The organism is Pedobacter terrestris (assembly GCF_052343045.1).
Taxonomy (GTDB): domain Bacteria; phylum Bacteroidota; class Bacteroidia; order Sphingobacteriales; family Sphingobacteriaceae; genus Pedobacter.
Window position 1 is genome coordinate 1,193,004 of sequence record NZ_CP180264.1, and the last position, 23,157, is coordinate 1,216,160.

General features: G+C 37.7%; 21 protein-coding genes. 14 read left to right on the forward strand and 7 right to left on the reverse strand.

The genetic code is table 11. The annotated features are described in order from the left end of the window. Positions 1-158 precede the first annotated feature (158 nt). The 7 genes from cobA (at position 159) to ACJVDH_RS05175 (ending at position 5,999) form a co-directional block, all read left to right on the forward strand. The gene (gene cobA, locus ACJVDH_RS05145) at positions 159-953 is read left to right on the forward strand and encodes a uroporphyrinogen-III C-methyltransferase (RefSeq protein ID WP_443946500.1); all 795 of its coding nucleotides are present in this window, start codon (positions 159-161) and stop codon (positions 951-953) included. Positions 954-1,121: 168 nt separating this feature from the next. Further along, on the forward strand, positions 1,122-1,370 hold the full coding sequence (locus tag ACJVDH_RS05150) for a type B 50S ribosomal protein L31 (protein ID WP_029284320.1): 249 nt from the start codon (positions 1,122-1,124) through the stop codon (positions 1,368-1,370). A 72-nt stretch (positions 1,371-1,442) separates the two neighbouring features. Then, positions 1,443-2,612 (forward strand): putative sugar nucleotidyl transferase, encoded by a 1,170-nt coding sequence (locus ACJVDH_RS05155; RefSeq protein WP_443946501.1) that lies wholly within the window; start codon positions 1,443-1,445, stop codon positions 2,610-2,612. 62 nt (positions 2,613-2,674) lie between these two features. After that, positions 2,675-3,436, forward strand: a complete 762-nt coding sequence (gene tpiA / locus ACJVDH_RS05160) for a triose-phosphate isomerase (protein WP_443946502.1) — start codon at positions 2,675-2,677, stop codon at positions 3,434-3,436. After that, positions 3,436-4,278 (forward strand): 50S ribosomal protein L11 methyltransferase, encoded by an 843-nt coding sequence (prmA, locus tag ACJVDH_RS05165; RefSeq protein ID WP_443946503.1) that lies wholly within the window; start codon positions 3,436-3,438, stop codon positions 4,276-4,278. The genes tpiA and prmA overlap by 1 nt, the downstream gene beginning before the upstream one ends. Positions 4,279-4,319: 41 nt before the next feature. Further along, positions 4,320-5,672 carry a UDP-N-acetylmuramate--L-alanine ligase gene (locus tag ACJVDH_RS05170; protein ID WP_443946504.1) on the forward strand — a complete coding sequence of 451 codons (1,353 nt, stop codon included), beginning with the start codon at positions 4,320-4,322 and terminating at the stop codon, positions 5,670-5,672. A gap of 3 nt (positions 5,673-5,675) precedes the next feature. Continuing rightward, the gene (locus ACJVDH_RS05175; protein ID WP_443946505.1) at positions 5,676-5,999 is read left to right on the forward strand and encodes a helix-turn-helix domain-containing protein; all 324 of its coding nucleotides are present in this window, start codon (positions 5,676-5,678) and stop codon (positions 5,997-5,999) included. Positions 6,000-6,159: 160 nt separating this feature from the next. On the opposite strand, the gene ACJVDH_RS05180 is transcribed toward ACJVDH_RS05175, so the two are convergent. The 5 genes from ACJVDH_RS05180 to ACJVDH_RS05200 form a co-directional block, all read right to left on the reverse strand. After that, positions 6,160-7,278: a GNAT family N-acetyltransferase gene (locus tag ACJVDH_RS05180; protein ID WP_443946506.1), complete on the reverse strand. Its 1,119-nt coding sequence runs from the start codon at positions 7,276-7,278 to the stop codon at positions 6,160-6,162. Positions 7,279-7,350: 72 nt separating this feature from the next. Beyond that, positions 7,351-7,539, reverse strand: coding sequence for a hypothetical protein (locus tag ACJVDH_RS05185; RefSeq protein WP_443946507.1), 189 nt, complete (start codon positions 7,537-7,539; stop codon positions 7,351-7,353). Positions 7,540-7,627: 88 nt separating this feature from the next. Beyond that, positions 7,628-8,197, reverse strand: coding sequence for an SMC-Scp complex subunit ScpB (scpB, locus tag ACJVDH_RS05190; protein WP_443946508.1), 570 nt, complete (start codon positions 8,195-8,197; stop codon positions 7,628-7,630). 250 nt (positions 8,198-8,447) lie between these two features. Continuing rightward, positions 8,448-11,453: a two-component regulator propeller domain-containing protein gene (locus tag ACJVDH_RS05195; protein WP_443946509.1), complete on the reverse strand. Its 3,006-nt coding sequence runs from the start codon at positions 11,451-11,453 to the stop codon at positions 8,448-8,450. Continuing rightward, positions 11,443-12,228, reverse strand: a complete 786-nt coding sequence (locus tag ACJVDH_RS05200; RefSeq protein WP_443946510.1) for a LytR/AlgR family response regulator transcription factor — start codon at positions 12,226-12,228, stop codon at positions 11,443-11,445. Before ACJVDH_RS05200 ends, ACJVDH_RS05195 begins: the two co-directional genes overlap by 11 nt. Before the next feature lie 124 nt (positions 12,229-12,352). Here ACJVDH_RS05200 and ACJVDH_RS05205 point away from each other — a divergent pair, with 124 nt between their 5' ends. Both ACJVDH_RS05205 and ACJVDH_RS05210 read left to right on the forward strand, forming a co-directional pair. Next, positions 12,353-13,075 carry a ferritin-like domain-containing protein gene (locus ACJVDH_RS05205; RefSeq protein ID WP_443946511.1) on the forward strand — a complete coding sequence of 241 codons (723 nt, stop codon included), beginning with the start codon at positions 12,353-12,355 and terminating at the stop codon, positions 13,073-13,075. An 18-nt stretch (positions 13,076-13,093) separates the two neighbouring features. Then, on the forward strand, positions 13,094-13,951 hold the full coding sequence (locus ACJVDH_RS05210; RefSeq protein WP_443946512.1) for a ferritin-like domain-containing protein: 858 nt from the start codon (positions 13,094-13,096) through the stop codon (positions 13,949-13,951). A gap of 155 nt (positions 13,952-14,106) precedes the next feature. On the opposite strand, the gene ACJVDH_RS05215 is transcribed toward ACJVDH_RS05210, so the two are convergent. Next, the gene (locus tag ACJVDH_RS05215) at positions 14,107-15,231 is read right to left on the reverse strand and encodes a CofH family radical SAM protein (protein ID WP_443946513.1); all 1,125 of its coding nucleotides are present in this window, start codon (positions 15,229-15,231) and stop codon (positions 14,107-14,109) included. 153 nt (positions 15,232-15,384) lie between these two features. On the opposite strand from ACJVDH_RS05215, the gene ACJVDH_RS05220 reads away from it, so the two are divergent. After that, positions 15,385-16,629, forward strand: a complete 1,245-nt coding sequence (locus ACJVDH_RS05220; RefSeq protein WP_443946514.1) for a M16 family metallopeptidase — start codon at positions 15,385-15,387, stop codon at positions 16,627-16,629. After that, the gene (locus tag ACJVDH_RS05225) at positions 16,622-17,893 is read left to right on the forward strand and encodes a M16 family metallopeptidase (RefSeq protein ID WP_443946515.1); all 1,272 of its coding nucleotides are present in this window, start codon (positions 16,622-16,624) and stop codon (positions 17,891-17,893) included. The genes ACJVDH_RS05220 and ACJVDH_RS05225 overlap by 8 nt, the downstream gene beginning before the upstream one ends. 49 nt (positions 17,894-17,942) lie before the next feature. On the opposite strand, the gene ppnP is transcribed toward ACJVDH_RS05225, so the two are convergent. Next, positions 17,943-18,227, reverse strand: coding sequence for a pyrimidine/purine nucleoside phosphorylase (gene ppnP / locus ACJVDH_RS05230; protein ID WP_443946516.1), 285 nt, complete (start codon positions 18,225-18,227; stop codon positions 17,943-17,945). A 415-nt stretch (positions 18,228-18,642) separates the two neighbouring features. Between ppnP and guaB the strand changes: the two genes are divergently transcribed. The 3 genes from guaB (at position 18,643) to ACJVDH_RS05245 (ending at position 23,110) form a co-directional block, all read left to right on the forward strand. Then, a complete protein-coding gene (gene guaB / locus ACJVDH_RS05235; RefSeq protein ID WP_443946517.1) occupies positions 18,643-20,112 on the forward strand; it encodes an IMP dehydrogenase in 1,470 nt (489 codons plus the stop codon). Between the two features lie 306 nt (positions 20,113-20,418). Continuing rightward, positions 20,419-21,831, forward strand: coding sequence for a glycogen synthase (locus tag ACJVDH_RS05240; RefSeq protein ID WP_443946518.1), 1,413 nt, complete (start codon positions 20,419-20,421; stop codon positions 21,829-21,831). A gap of 10 nt (positions 21,832-21,841) precedes the next feature. Further along, positions 21,842-23,110 (forward strand): glucose-1-phosphate adenylyltransferase, encoded by a 1,269-nt coding sequence (locus ACJVDH_RS05245; RefSeq protein WP_443946519.1) that lies wholly within the window; start codon positions 21,842-21,844, stop codon positions 23,108-23,110. The last annotated feature ends 47 nt before the right edge of the window (positions 23,111-23,157 follow it).

Genomic DNA, 23,157 nt, shown 5'->3' on the forward strand with positions numbered 1-23,157 from the left:
GCGGTGTTTCGTAAAGAGGATAAATAACCGGTTTTAAGATCTTAATTGTCAGTTGTTTAATTGTGAAATAAAAAAAACAAAATAAATTACTATAAATTCTATAGACTTTATATATTTGTAGTAATTAACAGGTTTGAGAAAGATTTGACTATTGTGATATGATTTTAAATAAAGTAAAGAAATCAGAAATAGAACCACGGATTACATTAATTGGCGCTGGGCCAGGAGATCCGGATTTGTTCAGTTTAAAAGGGGTGAAGGCATTAAAAACTGCAGATGTTGTATTGTATGATGCCAATGTTAATGAAGCTTTATTGAATCATGCGCCATGTGATATTCCAAAAGTATATGTTGGGAAACGCACTGATGATGAGTCTTTTTCTCAAGATGCTGTTAATAAGTTGATTGTAGATTATGCCTTAAATTATGGCCATGTTGTACGTTTAAAAAGCGGCGATCCTTTCTTTTTTGCTAAAGGTTATGAAGAAATTGATGCAGCAGAATTGTACAGTATCCCTACAGAAATAATTCCCGGCATTTCCAGCGCAACAGGCGCCCCAAGTTTGCAGAAAATCCCGATGATTTATAAAGATCTGAGCGAAAGTTTTTGGGCTGTTACCGGAACAAATTCTAAAGGTTTGATTTCTGAAGACTTATACATAGCTGCGAAAACAAAGGCAACTATTGTAGTGCTCAACGGTATTGAAAAAGTACAGGAAATTGCTGCAATTTTTCAGGCAGAGAATAAAAATTTAATGCCGGTTGCCGTTATTCAAAACGGATCTACACCACAAGAAAGGATAGAAGTAGGCATTGTAGATACCATTGCAGAAATTGTAAAAGACAAGAAAATATCTGCACCGGCCTTATTGGTTTTTGGAGATGTCGTTTCGTTACATCCGCAGTTTCAGCCCATTCGCAATTTCTTTAATGTATTGGCCGAAGAATATTAATCGGCAATCATTCCAGACTAAATCATATATTTGTTTTGTTGTTAGGCCGTCGATCTCAAATCGACGGCTTTTATTTGAAAAAAAACAGATAACTAACTTGTTAATCCAAAAGTATTTCAATACATTTGCATCCTTAAAAATAAAGGAAGAATTTAAAAATATATAATAATGAAAAAAGATCTGCATCCTACTAGCTACAGACCAGTTGTTTTCAAAGATATGTCTAACGAGTATGCTTTTTTAACAAAATCTTGTGTAGATACTAAAGAAACGATTCAATGGGAAGATGGTAATGAGTATCCTCTTTATAAATTAGAGATTTCTCACACTTCACACCCTTTTTATACAGGTAAAATGAAATTGGTTGATACAGCAGGACGTATCGATAAATTCAAAAACCGTTACGCTAAGAAATAATTTAGCCGTAAAAAAGCATTTTTTGAAGTCCCTTTGCCAAAAGCATCGGGACTTTTTTTATTTTTGTTGCTTATGACAATCAATCTTTTTGATGATTCTAGCTGGGCAACATTACGCCCGCTTACCTTTACCAGGCCTGTGGCCGATTTACGCATTGGTATCTTAACAATTGCTGAAAAGTGGGGTAAATACCTTCATGCAGATTTTGGTTATCTGACGCAGGATTATTTATCGGTAAAGTTCCCATCAAAAAATAATGCAGAATTGTGTATCAATGGATCTATTTGCCCGGATCAGCAACTGCTGGATGCCATTCATCAGCTTAATGACGGTGAAGCACTTCGTTCAAATGAAATCACAATTGCTTTCAAATCTTCAAATCCAATTCGTTTAAACGAAATTAATCAGCTAAAACCCGTTATTTATTCTGCTGATTTTATCAGAATAGAATATCCTGAGCATATTTTTATGCGCAATGGTATTGCTTTAAAAAGCGATTTTGAGTTGCTAACTAAAGGGCGTACATCTGCAGCATTAAGTTCTACAAACACTTTTTTAGGCGATAATATTTTTGCTGAAGAAGGTGCAAAAGCAGAATGCTCTATATTTAACAGTTTGCAAGGGCCGATCTATTTAGGTAAAAATGCCGAAGTTTGGGAATCGTGTGCCATTCGTGGTTCATTTGCGCTGTGCGAAGGTTCTTCAGTAAAAATGGGTGCAAAAATTTATCCCAACACTACAATTGGTCCATTTTCAAGGGTTGGCGGAGAAATTAATAATGCCGTAATCTGGGGTTTTTCATCCAAAGGACATGAAGGTTATCTCGGAAATTCTGTAATGGGCCAATGGTGCAATATTGGCGCAGACAGTAACAACTCTAACCTTAAAAACAATTATGCCGAGGTTAAACTTTGGGATTATGAAAATGAACATTTCCGTAATACGGGATTGCAGTTCTGCGGTTTAATTATGGCCGATCATTCCAAATGCGGAATCAATACCATGTTCAATACCGGAACGGTAACCGGTGTAAGTGCAAATGTATTTGGTGGCGGTTTTCCAGGTAACTTTATTCCGGATTTTGCCTGGGGCGGCGCACAAGGATTTGACACCTATGCTTTAGATAAAATGTTTGAAACAACGGCAAAAGTTTTCGAAAGGCGCGGATTGGATCTTGACGAAACCGAAAAAAATATAATAAAGTCTATATTCACAAGTACAGAAAAATATAGAAGATTTTAAACCGAATTTATATCAACCCTGTCAGATCATAAAAACATCTGGCGTAAATATTAAATAATAAGATGAGAAAAAAAATCGTTGCCGGTAACTGGAAAATGAATTTGGATTACAATGAAGGCATTTCATTGTTTAGTGAAATTGTAAATATGGTTAAAGATGAACGCAAAGGCGATCAGCTTGCTGTAATTTGCTCACCATTCGTTCATTTGAACAGCTTGGTAAAACTGGGTGGTGCAGATGTGAAAATCGGTGCTCAGAATATCCACGATAAAGAAAGTGGTGCATACACTGGCGAAATCTCAGCAAAGATGGTAAAATCTGTTGGTGTAGAATATGTAATTCTAGGTCACTCAGAACGTAGACAATATTTTGCAGAAAGCGATCAATTATTGGCAGCAAAAACCATTACAGCACTCACAAATGATTTAAAACCAATTTTCTGCATTGGCGAAACTTTAGATGAAAGAAATAACGGAAGCTATTTTGAAGTGATCAAAAGACAACTTGTTGAGGGTTTATTTAACCTGAGCGAAGAAGATTTCAAAAAAGTTGTGATTGCTTATGAACCAGTTTGGGCAATTGGAACAGGATTAACTGCAACGCCAGAACAAGCACAAGATATTCATGCATTTATCAGAAGTGAAATTGATGCAAAATACGGTTTCAATATTGCTGATGATACCACAATCCTTTATGGCGGAAGCTGTAATCCAGGTAATGCAGCAAGTTTATTTGCACAGAAAGATATTGATGGCGGCTTAATTGGCGGTGCTTCGTTAAAATCACGCGATTTTGTAGACATTATCAAAGCTTTTAACAGCTAATGCAATATACAAAAGTAATTATTAGCTTCGAGCATATCGAAGATTATCAGCAAGATCTACTCATCAGTGATCTTGCTGATCTTGGTTTTGATACTTTTGAAGAAAATGAAAGCGGTTTTACGGCTTTTGTCATTAAAGAGAATTTTGATGAGCAACAATTGAAAGATTTATTGCTCGGCCATGCAGAAGAATTTAAGGCAACTTATCATTTAGAAGATGTTGCCGACGAAAACTGGAATGCAGAATGGGAAAAGAATTTTTCGCCACTCATTATCGATGACGTTTGTTACGTACGCGCAACCTTTCATGAGGCGCAACCATCGTATCCATACGAGATTGTGATCGACCCAAAAATGTCTTTCGGTACTGGTCACCATCAAACTACAACCATGATGATGCAATACATTCTAGCTGCAGATTTGAAAGACAAAGACGTGCTGGATATGGGTTGCGGTACTGCAATTCTGGCAATTTTGGCTGCAAAACTGGGTGCAAAAAAGCTTGTCGCCATTGATTATGACGACGTATGTTACGAAAGTACACTCGAAAATGCTGCGCTAAACCATGTTGGCAATTTAACGGCTTTATGCGGAAGTAAAGAAGTAATTCCGGATGAAAAGTATGATGTGATTTTTGCCAACATCAATAGAAATATTCTATTGGATCAGATTCATCGCTATGCGGAAGTACTAAAACAAAGTGGAAAAATATTTTTCAGTGGTTTTTACCTTACACCAGATCTGGAAATGATTACAGAAGAATGCGCCAAATATGGAATCCATTATCTTGACCATAAACAAAACGGAGATTGGGTTGCCGCACAGTTTGAAAAAAAAGGATAAAGGCGTAAGTTGAAAGGTAAAAGGAACCTAAAATAAAATAAATGCGTATACATTTTATAGCAATTGGCGGCAGTGCCATGCACAATATGGCAATTGCCTTGCATAAAAAAGGCTATCAGATTACGGGTTCAGATGATGTGATTTTTGAACCGGCAAAATCAAGATTGGAAAAATATGGTTTGCTGCCTAAAGAAATGGGCTGGGATGAAAACCGAATTTCCAAAAACCTTGATGCGGTAATTTTGGGCATGCACGCCAGAATAGACAATCCAGAATTGTTGAAAGCACAAGAACTTGGGCTTAAAATATACTCGTATCCAGAATATATTTACGAGCAGAGTAAAGATAAACTTCGCGTGGTAATTGGCGGAAGTCATGGTAAAACAACAATTACCAGTATGATTCTACATGTGCTTAATTATTATAATCAAGATTTCGATTACCTGGTTGGCGCGCAACTTGCAGGTTTTGAAACGATGGTTAAAATAACCCAAGAGGCACCGGTAATGATTATTGAAGGAGATGAATATCTAGCTTCGCCGATTGACCGTAGGCCGAAATTTCACCTATATAAAGCAAATGTTGCGGTTATTAGTGGAATTGCCTGGGATCACATTAATGTTTTTCCGACATATGCAGAGTATGTTTTACAGTTTGATAAATTTATTGATACCGTACAGACTGATGGTACACTAATTTACTGCCAGGCCGATGATGACCTGAATGCGCTTGTTGAAAAATCTGAGGCACAGGTTCGCAAAATTGGCTACGCTATTCCTGATCATGAAATAGAACAGGGTATAACTTATTTATTGCCTGAACGTACGGCGTTGAAAATTTTTGGTGATCATAATTTAATGAATCTTAATGCAGCAAAACTGGTTTGTGCGGAATTGAAAATTACTGCGCAACAGTTTGATGAAGCAATAGCTAGTTTTACGGGTGCGGCGAAACGTTTAGAAGTAATTTCTGCAAATGCCTCAACGAATGTCTATAAAGATTTTGCGCACTCTCCATCTAAGCTTAAAGCAACTATCGATGCTGTAAAAGCTCAATTTACCGCTCGTAAATTGGTGGCCTGTATTGAGCTGCATACCTTTAGTAGTTTGAATAAAAATTTCTTGAACGAATATGCGGGCGCGATGGATAAAGCAGATGTTGCAATTGTTTTTATAGACCGGAAATCTTTTGAACAAAAAAGAATGGAAGCTTTTTCTGAAGATGATGTTCAACAGGCTTTTGCCAACCCTAATCTGAAATTCTTTGATGATGCAGCTAAACTCAAAGCATTTTTAATAAGCATGAATTATAAAAACAGTAACTTATTAATGATGAGTTCCGGAAACTATGCAGGTTTTGATCTGCCAGAATTGGCTGCATCACTACCGCAATAATTGATGAGAAGTATTGGAGATAATATCAAAAAGTGTAGAATCTCACTTGGAATTAGTCAGGCAGATGCTGCGAGGTTATTAGAGATCTCCACTCCAGCATTTTGTAAAATTGAAACGGGCCAAACCGACCTAAACGTTTCGCGTTTGTTTCAAATATCTAAAGTCTTCCACGTACCGGTAACGCAATTGCTTACCGGAAAACTAACTGTTTCTATATCAGGCGCTGATCAGATTAAAGCCCTTACAGAACAGCTTGCTACTAAAGACGAGGAAATTAATAAGCTTAGAAAAAAAGTTATCGATTTGTACGATAAACTTGGTCTTTAAAAACTTGCTCCCGCTCGTTTATAACGAGTGGGGAAATATATTTCGTTTTAAACGAAACTCAGCTAAGTGTTGAAATTGACGGTTGTATTTGAATAATCGCTGAGCTATTTTTGCGCTCGTTGTAAACGAGCGCAAGTACGATTGGATATTGCAGATATAATTAGAATATTTTTCTCATTGTGAGATGACGTTTACCAAAAACTGCACCTGTTGCTTCGTGAATGGCCAGCATTTTATCGTTAAAGTCGCCAACCCAGCTCAATTCCAATTCTTCGTATTGATTTTTTGGCAAAACATATTCCTTCAGTTTAATAAACAAAGCTGACTCTAATCCGTGCTTCTGAAATTTTTGTTTTGTGCCCATTACAACCGCGCGCATGCGTGTGACACCAACCCAACGGCGATAAGCAAAGCGTAATTTTTCAATGAGACCGAGCTTTCCGTTTAAGCCTTTAATCATTTGGTTGGCATCAGGTATGATCACTACGAAAGAAGCAGGTTCGCCATTTACATAGGCAAACCAGATCAATTTTTCATCCATTATGGGTTTCATGCTGTTGAAACTTTCCTGCAGAGTTTCTTTCTTAATTTGCACAAAGTTTTCAAAATCCTGCCAGCCGTCGTTATAAATCTCCATTAAATCGGAAATATATTTGTCGGTATTTGCCGTAGAGAAGTATTCGAACGTATAGCCAGGTTTTTGAGCTACCCAGGTAGCAATTTTAGTAAAACGCTCTGGAAATGGTTTTTTTACAGCAAGGTGATTGGTAATCTGTTCATATAGTGTCTCGAAACCGTAACTTTCAAAAAAAGCCTTGTAGTAAGGGTGATGATAATTCATCCCAAAAGATGGGGGCGTGAAACCTTCAACCAATAATCCCCAAAAAGTATCATTTTCACCAAAATTAATGGGCCCGTCCATCGCTTTCATTCCGTTTTCAATCAACCAGTTTTTTGCTGTGTCGAACAATAAAAATGCTGCTTTTTGGTCATCAATACATTCAAAAAATCCCATTCCACCGGTGGGCTGATCATAATTGTAGGCTTTCTTTTCATTTATAAATGCAGCAACCCGGCCAATTAACTTCCCGGATTGATCTTTCAGTATCCACCTGGTACATTTACCGTGGTTAAAGAAATTATTTTTCGAGGGATTAAATATATTTTCAACTTCGACATCTAGTGGACAAATCCAGTTTTCGTCGCCTTGATATATTTTTTTAGCTACGTTAAGGAAGTCTGTTTTGTGAGAGGAATTACTTACGTGTATAACTTGCATGAATGGATTGTAAAAGTAAAAAGCATCCGGCCAAATGGCGGATGCTTTTCAAATATATAAGAATTTTAATGATTAATAATCATCATCGTCATCATCGTAATCAAAATTATCTAGGTCGTCAAGCGGACCGTCGAAATCGTCGTCATCGTCATCGCGTGATTTTTTAGAAGGCTGTACGTCGGCATCATCATCAAAATCATCATTATCTTCTACCTCTTTTTTGGTAGTCGGTTTTACTGGGGATTTCTTTGGAGTTTTCATTACACAAAAATAAAAATTGCTTTTATAGTTTAAAAATACAAAAAACTTTTTTTTAATAACAAACTGGCTTCAAAGAAATTAAAATTTGTTACTCTACGGTTTCGCCAACGCTATTTTCCTCGCGGGCAATGTCTTTAAGCTGTGGCAGCTGCGAGATGTTATTTAAGCCAAAATAATCCATAAACATTGGGCTGGTACAATACAAAATCGGCCGGCCGGGTGTTTCTGCTTTTCCTTCCATAACAATCAATTCTTTTTCCAGCAAACGTTGCACAGAGTAGTCAGAATTTACACCTCTTATTTGTTCAATTTCTAGCTTGGTAATGGGTTGACGATATGCAATAATGGCTAAGGTTTCCATTGCTGCCTGACTTAATTTTTTCTTAGATCGGTGAAGTTGCAGTTGGTTTATAGTTTCGTGATATTCTTGTTTGGTCAGAAACTGATAACCATTATTGAGATGCACGAGTTGTAGTATAGAGTGAGCATTTTCATTATAACTGTGTCTTATGTGCTCAATATGCTCAAAAATATCAGCTTCTGTAAAGTTTGCTTCCATTACAGCATTTAAGGCTAAGATAATTTCTTGCAGGGAAATACTTTGAGCAGAAGAGAAGATTAATGCTTCTATGTGTTTGGTCAGGTTGATTTCGGACATGATACAAAAGTAAAGTTTTTGTACAAAAAAAGCGGTCTCGCTTTTAGCAAACAAGACCGCTTTCAACACACAAATGAAACCTGAATTAAGATATAGTTTTAGGTTAGGTTATTAAATATCTATATCAATTCTATAAGAACGATTTGATAAACACTATCGTTTATTTACAATACAAGTTTAACGCTAATCCATCGTCTCGTTCAATCCTATTTAGTGAGTGGTATCAATAATTGAGTAAACGGTAAAATGCCTATTTAAGTGGGATTGAAATGAATACGGTGGTTCCAATTTTGATGTTTTGTTTCACAGAAAGGTGTATAGGTTTTGCTCCAATTTGTCCTAAAAGGTTTAACCGTTCTTTGGTTAATTGCATTCCTTTGCTGATATGTGTTTCTTTTTTATCGCGTAAAGAATTATCAATCCCGATACCATCATCAATAATTTCAATGTTCAGGTAAAAATCGTCTATCTGTTTAATGTTAATCTGAATGTTTCCGCCACTTTCTTTAGGCATTATACCGTGCCAAATCGCATTCTCCACATACGGTTGAAGCAACATGGAAGGAATTTGTGCTTCTTCAAGATCAATATTATCGTCAATATTAAAGCTATACTCCAATTTGTCCCCAAATCTGTTTTTTTCCAGTTTGAGATACAAATTCAAATATTCAATTTCTTCTTCAAGCGTGATATAACTTTTGGTACAAATTTCAAGATTTTTACGGATAAGGCGCGCAAATCCCGTAAGTACTTTATTGGCCGATGCCGTATTTTGTGTATTGATGTAATGTTGGATGGAATTCATTACGTTGAATACAAAATGTGGGTTCATCATAGCCTGCAAAGCTTGTTGCTCCAACATCAGAACCTTGTTTTTTAACAGCAACTGCTGTTGCTCTTTATCTTTTTGTTTGCGTGTAATGTTTACGGTAATTTGATAGAATACAACGGCAGAGAGGATAATGATGAACGCAATAAACCACACACTTTGCCAGAAATGTTTTTCTATAATGAAATTTACTTTTGCCGGGATTCCCCATGATCCGTTTTGACTTTTCGCACTTACTTCCAGGATGTAATCACCAGGTTGTAAGGAAGAAAAATCCAAACGGCGTGTTTTGGTTTCTACCCATCCAGATTTGGTGCTTAACCGGTAACGGTAACTAATATCGCTAGTGGTAAAATCTACTGCACTAAACGTAAATAGAATGGTATTTGCACCAGATTCAAAAGTAAATTTGCTATCGCTAAGCGGAAGCCGCTCCTGGTCGCGAAAAATAGAAGTGATGTAAACTTTTGGCGGGATGCGGTTAATGGTTTCGCTGTTGTACTTAAACAGAATTAAACCTTTATTGGTGGCGAAATATGCGGTATTGTCATCAATAAAAAGACTATTGATTTCATCGCCCAACAGATCTTTTCCATAATCGAAATTGGCTACAACCGGATTTTGAGGAAAGTCATTAATCTTATTTACACCTTTGTTCGTAATTACCCAGATTTCTTTATTTTTTACAAAAATTTTTGTGCAGATGTTGTTGGTTAAACCGTCTTGTTGGGTAATCTGCCGGATAATTTTCTGGTCTTTATAAAATATTAATCCATAACCATCGGTAGCTAAAATTAAAGTTCCATCGTTCAGTTGTTGTATGTCGTTAATTCTTTTGGTGAGCAATGGATGGTTTTCATAATGTTTGATCAGTTTGCCATTGCTAAACTGAGATAATCCATTAATGTTAGAAAACCACAAATTTCCATCTTTATCATAAAATACATGATAGGAGCGATCTTTAAAAAAATCTTCTTTTTCCCGGTATTTTAAGGAGTTAAATTCAAAGCGGTTAACGCGATCGGCCAAAAAAACCACGCCGGATGAAAGCGCAAGAGCGAGATGATTGTTGTTTTCGCTGAGGCTAAAGTGCTTCATCACAAACATCGAATTGTTGGCTTCTTTAAGATATTTGATGCTATTAATGTCGTGATAGATGTCGTTAAACACACCCATTCCGTAATCTGATGCGAAATAGATGGATTGCGTTTTTTTATCAAAAGCAATCTGTTTAATCGTTTTATATTTTTTAAAATCGTCTAATCCAACTTCTTCTACCTGGTAATTTTTTAACGAAAGAATATCGATTACTGCATCGTCCGTACCCAGCCAAAGTCTGTTCTTAGAATCTTTAGTAATGCTTTTAATAACATTGCTGCTCAACCCAGACTCTGCATCGATAATAGACAAGCGGTTGTTCATATTCGGGAGCATAAAAATGCCCTGATTGGTGGCAAACCAAATATTCTGGTTGCTGTCTTTAATGATTTGATTTACCGGTATATCTTGAAGGTATTGTACTGTTTTGCCACTTTTATTAAGTGCAAAAGCACCATTTGCATTTGATAGCCACACTTCTTTACTCAATTGGTTATAATAAAAATAGCCAGACATGTTTTTGAGCAAATTTTGCGGAATGGGAATCAACAATTTTACCAGGCCGTTCTTTAACTCCTTCATGCCGTCTTTATCGAGGTAAATCAGCGAATGGTCCTGGATGTTTTTAGCCGTCATGTAAGAAATTGGCTGCACCGATGGCGTTATAAGATTGAAGCCTTTTCCGTCAAACTTTTGAACACTTCCATCGCTGTACGCAAAAACTTCGCCTTGCTCGTCTTCATGTATAAATGCATTGGTAAACTTATCGTTTACAGATTTTGACGTGTATTTTTGTATCGATTTTCCGTTCCAGCAGACAATTAGATTGGAGTTGGTGCCCAGCCAAATTCTGCCTTTCGTATCTTGCAAAAATGAGGTGAAAACAATATTGAAATTGAGCTTTTTTAGTAAATCGTTGTTGTTCCGGTTGTAATATTTGCCATCTTTTAAATAGCTTATTTGCCCGTTTAGAGCAAAAAACCAAATCCGGCCTTTTTCATCTTCGGCCATTTGCAGAATCTGCGTATCCGGAAGTCCATCTTCAATCGTGAAATTCTGGAAATTTGTGCCATCAAAGCGGCTTACACCATTGTCTGTTGCAATCCAGATAAAGCCTTTTTTGTCTTGTAAAATGTAATAACAATTGTTGCTGGCCAGTCCATTCTTTGAAGTGTAATGCGGCAAATATGTTGTTTGAGCCGATACTTTTTGTGAAATAGAAAGCTGAACGAGCAACAGCGCAAACAAAAGAGATACCGCATGCAGCACTTTCCGCGCACCGGGCCAAAAATGCGTTTGGGTATTTGCGTTATTTAACTTAGTGATCACTATTGGTTTTTGTAAAAGATTTTATTTTCTCAAAAAAATCACTTGCGCGTCTTCTGGAAATGTTAATGCTTTCTCCGTTATTAAGTAACGCAAGCAAGCCGTTCTTAGAATTGTATTCTTTTAAATGGTTCAGATTAATGATGTTTGATTTATGGATGCGCACAAATTGCTCTGTAGGCAGCAGTTCTTCAAACTCTCTAAGCACCTTAGAAACGGTTATTTTTTCAGAGCTGTTAAGGTGTACAACAGAGTAATTGCTATCGGCTTCAATGTAAATTATATCGTCTACATCAATCATTTTAAAACCTTGCCCGTAGGGCAAAGTAAGCTTTCTAATTTCAGATCTATTGTTCAAACTGGAAGCAAGATTGTGCATTCTATCGTCTGATTCTTGTAGGTTGTGGAAAAGTTTGAGGTGCTCAGCTACCTTTTCTACAGCAATTTTCAGCTCATCAATATCAATCGGTTTAAGCAAATAATCGAGTGCATTTGCCTTAATTGCCTTGAGTGCATACTGGTCATAAGCGGTGGTAAAAATTACGGCTGCTTTGCTTTTTTGGGCATCAGGAATTAGCTCAAAACCGTTTCCGCCAGGCATGGCAATATCCAAAAAAAGAAGGTTTATGCTATGATTAGACATGATTTCTTTGGCTTCGGCAACGGAGCGCGCAATGCCCGTAATTTCTACTTCAGGACAGTTCTGCTGAAGCAAAAAAAACAGTGACGAACGTGCGAATTCTTCGTCGTCTACGATGATGGCTTTAAGTGTGTTCATGTGTATTTATGGTGAATGTATTAAAATACCCAAACAAAAAAAAATTAGAAACCAAAAAACCAGCATCAGAAATGTCACGTATGTATCATCAAACGAATCAAAAACCCTAATAATTAGTGAACTTATGAAAAATAACGAACTAGAACCACAAAGTGAACTACAAGAAACCAGTTTCTTGAACGGCTCATTAGGAAGACGGTCATTCCTTCAATATGCAGGTGTAAGTGCTGCAGGTATGGCATTAGTAGCGGCAGGCTGTAAAAAAGACCGCGGCTATCCGGATACTTCAACCGGCGCAACTTTAGATTTTAAAAATGATATTGGTGTATTAAATTATGCTTATGCATTAGAACAACTTGAAGCTGCATTTTATGTTAAGGTAGCATCGGCTCCGCCTTCAAGCTTTACAACAGCGCAAAAAGCATATTTCCAAGATATTCAGTTCCACGAAATTGCACACCGTGAATTTTTCAAAAATGCATTGAGTACAGCAGCAATCGGAAGTTTAGAGGTAGATTTTTCTTCGATTGATTTTACCAGCGCAAGCAGTGTTTTATCTGCAGCAATGACATTTGAAGATTTAGGTGTGGCAGCATATAACGGTGCTGGTGTGCGTATAACTACTACAGACTATTTGGTGCTTGCAGGTAAAATTGTCTCGGTAGAGGCGCGTCACGCTGCTTACATCCGCGATATTATTTCAAACGGATCATTTGCAGATTTAACCACACTTACCGCTTTGGGTGCAAATGTTGCTGGCGGACTTGATGGGGCATTGACTCCAGATAAGGTATTGGCTGCTGCAGGTAAATACATCAAAACTAAAATTAACGTAATTAACCTTTAATCTTTAAAATCTACGATCATGAATATCTTAAATATATTAGACGAAATAGAAAAAGTTGATGGCGAGATCTATGAAAGATTAAGCCCGCGCCGTAAGGCAATGAAAGATTTTTTCAACGTAGGAAAGAAAATTTCTTTAGCTGCTTTACCGCTTGCTTTAGGTTCTATGTTTCAAAAAGCTTACGGACAAACCAATCCAAGTAGCGTTACAGATGTATTAAACTTTGCCCTGGCTTTAGAGTATTTGGAATACAACTACTACAACCATGCCTTATCGGTTGCCAATGCGACCTACATTCCTACAGGTGCTCCACGTGCCGCGATAACTACGATCAGAGATCATGAGCGTGCACACGTAGACTTGTTAAAAGGTGCTTTGCAGATCACTGGTGCAGATCAGTACGTTTACTCAGATTTCGACTTTACTGCCGGTGGTGGATTTGCAGACGTGTTTACCAACTATCAAACTTTCTTGAAAGTTGCTTTAGCTTTCGAAGATACAGGTGTGCGTGCTTATAAAGGTCAAGCGCCAATTTTAAAGGGAAATGCGGTATTGACTACAGCTTTACAAATTCACTCGGTAGAAGCGCGTCATGCTTCGCACATCCGCCAAATGGTTGCGGCAAACGTAACAGGCGCAGGTGCTTTAAAACCTTGGATTGCGTATACTGCGAATGGAAATGATACTGGTGTATCTGCAGTAGATGCAGTTTATGCAGGTGAACAAAATACAACACAAGCAGGTATTCAGATTACCGGAATTAACGGTACTGCTGTTACACAAACTGCTGCGGCAGAATCTTTTGATGAGTTTTTGACTGGTTCTGATGTTAAAAAAATTGCCAATCTTTTTATTCCGGTTAAAAAATTAGCTTAATAAAAAGGGAAGCATTCATTAGGTAATGTTTAGTTTAAGGTTGGGAAACAGAGTGGGAGTTCTGTTTCCCTTTTATGTAGAAAAAATGCCCTTAACGCAAAAAAGGCTTCAATCATATTGAAGCCTTTCGTGTTTTTATGGTTTATTCGCCAGACTTAGTAAGTAATCACTTGTTCTTCTAATTGTTCTGGTAAATCTCTGTAATTGTATTTTTGGCCGCGCAATTGAGGCTCAAAACCCGCTTCGCGGATAGATTTCTGAATGCCACTTGCAGTAAAACGATGTGGTGCACCAGCTGCAGAAACCACGTTTTCTTCAATCATAATTGATCCGAAATCATTTGCCCCGGCATGTAAACACAACTGTGCGGTTGCTTTTCCTACGGTTAACCAGCTGGCTTGTATGTTTTTCACATTTGGTAGCATAATTCTGCTCAATGCAATCATTCTGATGTATTCATCAGCAGTTACATTGTTGCTAATTCCGCGTAAACGTTTCAGTAAAGTTCCGTCATCCTGGAAAGGCCACGGAATAAAAGCAAGAAAACCGTTAGCATCTGCAGGTTTTTCACTTTGAACCTGGCGCACCCAAACCAAATGCTCAAAACGTTCTTCAATGGTTTCTACGTGTCCAAACATCATGGTTGCAGAAGTTGTAATGTCCAACTGGTGGGCAGCACGCATAACATCCAACCATTCCTGTCCGCCACATTTTCCTTTAGAAATTAGTCGTCTAACCCGATCATTCAGGATTTCTGCACCTGCGCCAGGCAAAGAATCCATTCCAGAATCTTTAAGTGTTCTTAAAACTTCTGTATGGCTAATGCCTTCAAGTTTTGCAACGTGTGCAATTTCTGGCGGACCTAATGCGTGAAGTTTCAGCGATGGATAAAGGTCTTTTAACTTTTTGAACAAATCTGCATAAAAAGCCAAACCCAAATCCGGGTGATGGCCGCCTTGCAAAAGCAGCTGATCTCCGCCAAGCCTAAAGGTTTCCTCAATTTTTACCTTATAGGTTTCAATATCGGTAATATAACTATCGTCGTGGCCAGGCCGTCTAAAAAAATTACAGAATTTACAGTTGGCAATGCACACGTTAGTGGTGTTTACATTACGGTCTATCTGCCAGGTTACTTTCCCGCTCGGAACCTGAATTTTTCTCAGTTCATTGGCCACAAACATTAGCGAAGCCGTATCTGCATTGTGGTATAAATGAACGCCTTCTTCAAGGCTTAGAAAATCGAAATGTAATGCCCGTTGTAGTAAATCGGCTGTATTCATGTTGCAAATATAGCTAAAAGGGAATGAAGGTAAACGATATCGGGTTTATGCTTTGTCAAAAAAAAAAGTAAAGCGATAGAAAAAAGTGCAATCGCCAAATTCATCTGAAGAGGTGGAATCATTTTTGATATATTTACCATTCTAAAAATTGATATGGTAGATTTTAATCGTTTTACACTTGCCAATGGATTGCGTGTTTTGGTGCATGAAGATGCCACAACGCCTATGGCAGTTTTAAATATTTTATATGATGTTGGTGCGCGTGATGAAAATCCGGAGCAAACCGGTTTTGCGCATTTATTTGAACATCTGATGTTTGGTGGGTCCGTAAATATTCCGAGTTATGACGAACCTCTTCAGCGGGTTGGTGGCGAAAATAATGCTTTCACCAGTAACGACATTACCAACTATTACATCACTTTACCTTCAGAAAATCTGGAAACGGCCTTTTGGCTGGAAAGTGACCGAATGTTGAGTCTTGCTTTTTCTGAAAAAAGTTTAGATACACAACGTAATGTAGTTTGCGAGGAATTTAAGCAGCGTTACCTGAATCAGCCATATGGCGATGTTTGGTTAAAGTTGCGCCCTTTGGCTTATAAAAAACATGCGTATCAATGGGCAACTATTGGTAAGGAGCTTTCGCATATAGAAAATGCCAAAATGGAAGATGTTAAAGCTTTTTTCCAGAAACATTACAATCCGCAAAATGCGATTATGGTTGTAGGCGGAAATGTTAAAACTGAGGATGTTAAATTGCTTGCCGAGAAATGGTTTGAACCAATCCCGGCAGGAGAAAAATACGTTCGCGATTTAATTCAGGAAGATCCGCAGACAGAAGAACGCCGAGAAACCGTTCATTCAAATGTTCCGCTTAATGCATTTTACACTGCTTTTAAAATGCCAGGAAGATCTAGTAAAGATTATTATGCATTTGATTTACTTTCTGATATTCTTTCGCGCGGACAATCATCGCGTTTATACAATAGTTTGTTAAAAGAGCAGAAATTGTTTAGTGATATCAACGCGTATATTTCAAGCAGTATAGATCCGGGATTGTTTATTATAGAAGGAAAGTTAATTGAAGGAATTGCAATAGAAGATGCTGAAAAGGCAGTCTGGCTAGAGCTGGAAAAGCTCAAAAACGAATTGATTTCTGATCAGGAGCTTACTAAAGTAAAAAATAAAGTAGAGTCTATTTTGGTTTTTTCTGAGATGAGTTTACTGGATAAGGCTATGAATCTGGCGTATTATGAATTGCTTGGCGATGCAGATTTACTTAATCAGGAAACGGAAGAATTTTTGAAAGTTTCTGCACAAGATATACAACGTATCGCAGAAAATACTTTCAACCACAATCAATCCTCAACCCTATATTATTTAACAGAAGAATATGCTTAACAGACAACAGGCGCCTGCTTTTAAACAGGTTTCGGCCATACAATTTATACAACCTAAAACTGAAAAATTAAGCAATGGTGTGCCAGTTTACACGTTGTATTCTGGTGAGCAGGATTTGGTCAGAATTGAGTTTATTTTCAATAACGTAAACTGGGATTTGCAAAAACCACTTCAAGCCATTGCAGTGAGCAGTTTACTAAATAACGGAACGTCAAACCGCTCGGCAAAAGAAATTGCAGAACAGATTGATTTTTATGGTGCGTTCTTTCAAACAGATTACACTCAAGACCAAACCGGTGTAACCTTATACACCTTAAACAAACATTTGGCATCGGTTTTACCAATTGTTAAAGATGTGTTGACTAATAGTGAATTTCCGCAGTCTGAGCTGGACATCTATATAAAAAACCAAAAACAGAAGCTACAGGTAAATTTGCAAAAAAATGATGTTCTTGCGAGAAAAGAATTTTCACATGCGCTTTTTGGAGATACCGCTTATGGCGTAGACATTCAGGCGAGTCACTATGATGCCCTTAAACGCGATGATTTGCTTGATTATTTTCATGCCTCATTTACCCCCAATAATTGTACTATTGTTGTATCAGGGAAATTTGAAGATGAAAGTTTGACATTGCTCGATACTACGTTTGGACGGGAGTGGGCAAATGGAAATGCCAACAGAAATAATTTCAGTTTTAATGGCAATACTGCAAAGAAAATTTACACCGAAAAACCCGATGCTTTACAGTCGGCAATTCGTTTAGGTAAAATTGCAATCAATCGCAAACATGAAGATTTTCCGGGTTTACAGATTTTGAATACCGTTTTAGGTGGATATTTCGGATCTAGGTTAATGGCGAATATTCGCGAGGATAAAGGTTATACCTATGGAATTGGATCAGGAATTTCTTCTTTACAGGATGCTGGTTATTTCTTTATAGCTACAGAAGTTGGTACTGATGTTTGCGCCAGTGCCTTAACGGAAATCTATAAAGAAATTGAAATTCTTAAAACGGAAAAAATAGGTGAGGAGGAATTGGATTTGGTGCGTAATTATATGTTGGGTTCTATGTTGGGTAGCTTAGAAAATATTTTTTCTCATGCCGATAAATTCAAGAATATTCATTTTTCTGGCTTAGACTATGATTACTACGAAAAGTACATTGCCAAAGTAAAGTCCATTACCGCAGATGAATTGTTGGCGCTTGCCAATAAATACCTTACTGTTGAAGAGTTTACAGAGGTTGTGGTCGGTAAAAAATAAACCTGCTTTAGATTTGTTCATAAAAAAGGGGAGTACTTGCTCCCCTTTTTTATTTTCTATATTGGCATAGATAGGCTGTTGGTGTTGCGGCTTTTATTTTAAAAGATGAATTTGCGGGTACTTCAAAAGCACTATTTGACGCGAAATTTTTCCATTCTCTGGTTTCAGGTAACAATACCGAAAGTTCACCTTCTACTACATGCATAATTTCTTTTTCGGCTGTGCCAAACTGATATTCACCTGGTAAAATTACGCCTACAGTAGAACGGCCTTCTGGGTTTTCATATCCGAGAGATTTTACCTGTCCGTCAAAATATTGGTTTTCACTGATCATTGTTTTAAAGTTTACAGTTTTAAGATTACACTTTTTTAAGGATTACATTTGGCAGAGTAATTCCACCTTTTTATTTATTGTGACCCCAACTTACGGAATTTGATCGTTTTAAGAAAAAATAGCATTGTACTTTCGAAAATATACGTATCCACCAAATAATTTAATTAATAAGGTTTCAATATTCAATTTTAATTTGAGAAAATCAACGTTCCAGATCCTTCAAAAACGATTGCAATTCCATTGATCGTAATTCAATCATTATTCTAGATCGAAGTTGAATTATTGTATCGTAAAATCCCTTTGTCAACCAATCTTAATATTTAGTGTAATAGGACCATAAATTGCAGCTTCATTTTCAAATTAAATAAATTTACGTATCTTTGCCCCGCATATAATAAATCCTAATTTATTTTCTATGCAACTCGATTCCACAAAATTTATTGCAACAGGTTTAACATATGATGACGTACTTTTGGTACCCGCATATTCTGAAATTCTACCTCGTGATGTAAATACAACCACTTTTTTAACGAAAAAAATTAAACTTAACGTTCCCTTGATCTCTGCAGCAATGGATACCGTTACAGAAGCTGAATTGGCTATTGCTATTGCCCAAAATGGGGGTATTGGTATGTTACACAAAAACATGACCATTGAAAGACAAGCCAACGAAGTACGTAAAGTAAAAAGGTCGGAAAGTGGAATGATCCAGGATCCGGTAACTTTATTGGAAACAGCTGTTGTTGCCGATGCTTTCAAAATTATGAAAGAACATAAGATTGGTGGTATCCCGGTTGTAAGTAGCGACAATAAGTTGGTTGGTATTATTACCAATCGCGATTTGCGCTTCCAGAAAGATATGGCACGCCCTATTGCGGAGGTGATGACAAAAGAAAACCTAATTACTGCACCGGAAGGTACGAACCTTATACAAGCAGAAGAAATTCTTCAAAACCATAAAATTGAGAAATTACCTGTAGTAACTAAAGACGGTTATTTAAGTGGTTTAATCACCTTCAAAGACATTTCAAAAGTTAAAAATTACCCTGCAGCTTGTAAAGATGAACGCGGCCGTTTGCGCGTTGGTGCAGCCGTTGGTGTAACTGCAGATACTTTACAACGTGTAGATGCTTTAGTTGCTGCCGGTGTAGATGTAATTACAATTGATACTGCTCACGGCCATTCTAAAGGCGTTGTAGATAAGTTAAAAGAAGTAAAAGCAAAATATCCCGAACTGCAGGTAATTGTAGGAAATATTGCTACCGGAGCTGCTGCAAAATTTTTGGCTGAGGCCGGAGCAGACGCGGTTAAAGTTGGTATTGGGCCGGGTTCAATTTGTACAACACGTATTATTGCAGGCGTTGGTGTTCCTCAGTTGTATGCCGTTTTTGAATGTGCAAAAGCATTAAAAGGAACTGGTGTACCGGTAATTGCAGATGGCGGAATTAAACATACCGGCGATATTGCCAAAGCAATTGCATCAGGTGCAAGTACTGTAATGGCAGGTTCGTTATTCGCAGGAGTAGAAGAATCTCCGGGCGAAACCATCATTTACGAAGGACGTAAGTTTAAATCTTATCGCGGAATGGGTTCAATCGAAGCTATGGAAAAAGGATCTAAAGATCGTTATTTCCAAGATGTTGAAGACGATATTAAAAAACTAGTTCCGGAAGGAATTGTTGGCCGCGTGCCATTTAAAGGAACTTTAGCTGAAGTTATGTATCAATACATTGGCGGTTTACGTGCAAGTATGGGCTATTGCGGAGCTGCAAATATTGAAACCTTACAAGAGGCGCAGTTTGTACAAATTACTGCAGCTGGTATGCGCGAAAGTCATCCTCATGATATTACGATCACTAAAGAAGCGCCAAATTATACCAGGTAATATAAAATTTTAAAATAATCGATTGCGAAAAGGGATTTCTGTAAAAAGATTATCCCTTTTTTTATGCAAAAGATTTTCCTGCTGATTTTACGCATCATCGCAGAGTTACACATTAAGTTGGCAAAAAATATCGGAGTTTTTCCTTGCGCAACTTACCTTAAATCTGCGGGAGATATTTTGAGCGTATTTCTGATAAAAATAAAGAAAAAAATAAGTCGAAAAATGCGGTTTTCGTCCGAAAATTGTATTATTTGCAATGATGAAAACAATTGCTGACTAAAGTCAGTTATCTACTCCAAATATGCCATGGAAATAATTCATATCAGTGCCGAGTGTTACCCTTTTGCTAAGGTTGGTGGTTTAGCAGATGTAGTTGGGGCTTTACCAAAATATCAAAATAAGTTGGGTCACATTGCCAAAGTAGTGGTTCCGGCTTACCATACCAAATTTCTGGCCGAAAATGAGTTCGAGATCGCCTATGATGCTTGGGCAAATTACGGCAATCATCATTTTCCTTATCGCGTACTAAAAGAAAAAACCAATAAACTTGGCTTTGATCTTTATGCGGTAGATATTCAGGGATTGACAGATCGGCCAAATGTTTATGGCTATCATGACGATACAGAAAGGTTTATTGCTTTTCAAATCGCTGTTCTGGATTGGATTGTTCAGTGGGAACATCGGCCGGATGTAATCCACTGTCATGATCATCATACTGGCTTAGTTCCATTCATGGTTTCCAATTCTGTAAAATATCAATCGATTAGCGATGTACCAACCGTATTAACGATACATAATGCACAATACCAGGGCCAGTTTGGCTGGAATAAATTGTACTATTTGCCTGCGTTCGATTTATGGAAATCGGGATTGCTGGAATGGAATAATGATATCAATCCATTAGCTGCAGCAATAAAATGTGCCTGGCGGGTAACAACTGTTTCGCCGAGTTATCTGGAAGAAATGATGTACAATGCACGTGGCTTAGATGGGTTGTTGAGGCAAGAGCGCGGTAAATGTGTGGGAATTCTTAACGGTATAGATTCTGAAGTCTGGAATCCGCAAACCGACCCATTATTGAATAAAGGTTACAATTTGCGTACGGTAGAAAGTGGGAAAGCAGCAAACAAAAAGGCGCTTTGCGATGTTTTCCAGTTAGATGATTCTAAACCATTGTTCACATTTATCGGGCGTTTGGTTGATGAAAAAGGAGCAGATTTGCTGCCTGATATTTTCCATACCGCTTTACATCACCACGGAGACGAGATTAATGTGTTGGTTTTAGGTTCTGGCGAAGATTGGGTAGAGGGTAGGCTAAATCAATTGAAAGATTACTTTTACGGAAAGTATAACTGTTATATTGGTTATAATGAAAAAGTATCTCATGAAATTTATGCCGGCGCAGATTTTTTGCTTATGCCATCCAGAGTAGAACCATGCGGGCTTAATCAATTATATGCATTGAGATATGGAACAGTACCAATTGTGCGGCGCATTGGCGGATTAAAAGATACAGTTGTTGATATTGGAGATGATGGATTTGGAATTTGCCACGATCAAACCAGCGTTTGGGATGTAACCCAATCCATAAACCGTGCAATTGAACTGTATAAGGATAAAAAAAGATTTAAAGCGATACGAAAAACCATGATGAAAATTGATCACTCCTGGGACAGAGCAGCGCTGAACTATATACAATTATACCAAATATTAAAATAGCTTTAAACACATGACCGACAAAGTTTTAGGCGTTATTCTTGGCGGCGGCCAGGGATCGAGATTATCGCCACTCACCCAAACACGCTCTAAGCCGGCAGTTCCAATTGCAGGGAAATACCGTCTTGTAGATATTCCAATTTCAAATTGTTTGAACTCTGGAATACACCGCATGTTTGTATTAACCCAGTTCAATTCAGCATCACTCAATAAACACATTAAAAACACCTATCACTTTAGTCATTTCAGTACGGCTTTCGTAGATATTTTGGCGGCAGAGCAAACTGTTCAAAATTCGGCATGGTTTCAAGGTACTGCAGATGCCGTTCGCCAATGTATGCACCACATCGTTTCGCACGAGTTTGATTATATTTTAATCCTTTCCGGAGATCAGCTTTACCAGATGGATTTTAAAGATATGATTGAAAAACACATTGAAGCAGAAGCAGAAGTTACTATTGCAACCATTCCTGTTACGGCGAAAGATGCTACAGATTTCGGAATCCTTAAAGCCGATGAAGAAAACTTAATCACCTCTTTTATAGAAAAACCAAAAACAGGTTTAGAAGACTGGATATCGGATACCGGCGAAGAAATGCAAGGCGAAGGCCGCAACTTCCTTGCTTCGATGGGGATTTATGTGTTTAACCGCCAATACCTAATCAATATTCTAAACGATAATCCTGAAGAAAAAGATTTTGGTAAAGAAATTTTGCCAAGGGCGATTAACGATAGTCGGGTTTTAAGTTTTCAATACGAAGGATATTGGACAGATATTGGTAATATTTCATCATTCTTTGAAGCCAACCTTGGACTTACAGATGAATTGCCAAAGTTCAACATGTTCGATTCCGCGCACACCATTTTTACGCGCTCGCGCATGCTACCGCCATCAAAAATTGCTGGTACTACGCTGTCCAAAACCATCATTGCAGAAGGTTGTATCATTCAGGCCAGTAAAGTAGAGCACGCTGTTTTGGGTATTCGTTCCAGAATTGGCCGCGATACAGTAATCAGCAATGCATATATTATGGGAAGCGACAGGTATCAAACTCTTGAAGAAATTCAGGAAGAAACCGATGCCGGAAACTCTTTAATTGGCATTGGCGACCGTTGTTACATCAATAACGCAATCATTGATAAAAACTGCCGCATTGGAAACGATGTAAAAATTAATGGCGGTCCGCATTTAGAAGATGGCGATTATGAATTATACGCCGTTAAAGATGGTATTGTCGTGATTAAAAAAGGCGCAACTTTACCTAGTGGCACCGTAATTTAAAAGATATAATTGTATTTATTAAGCCAGATTGAGTGTTTCAGTCTGGT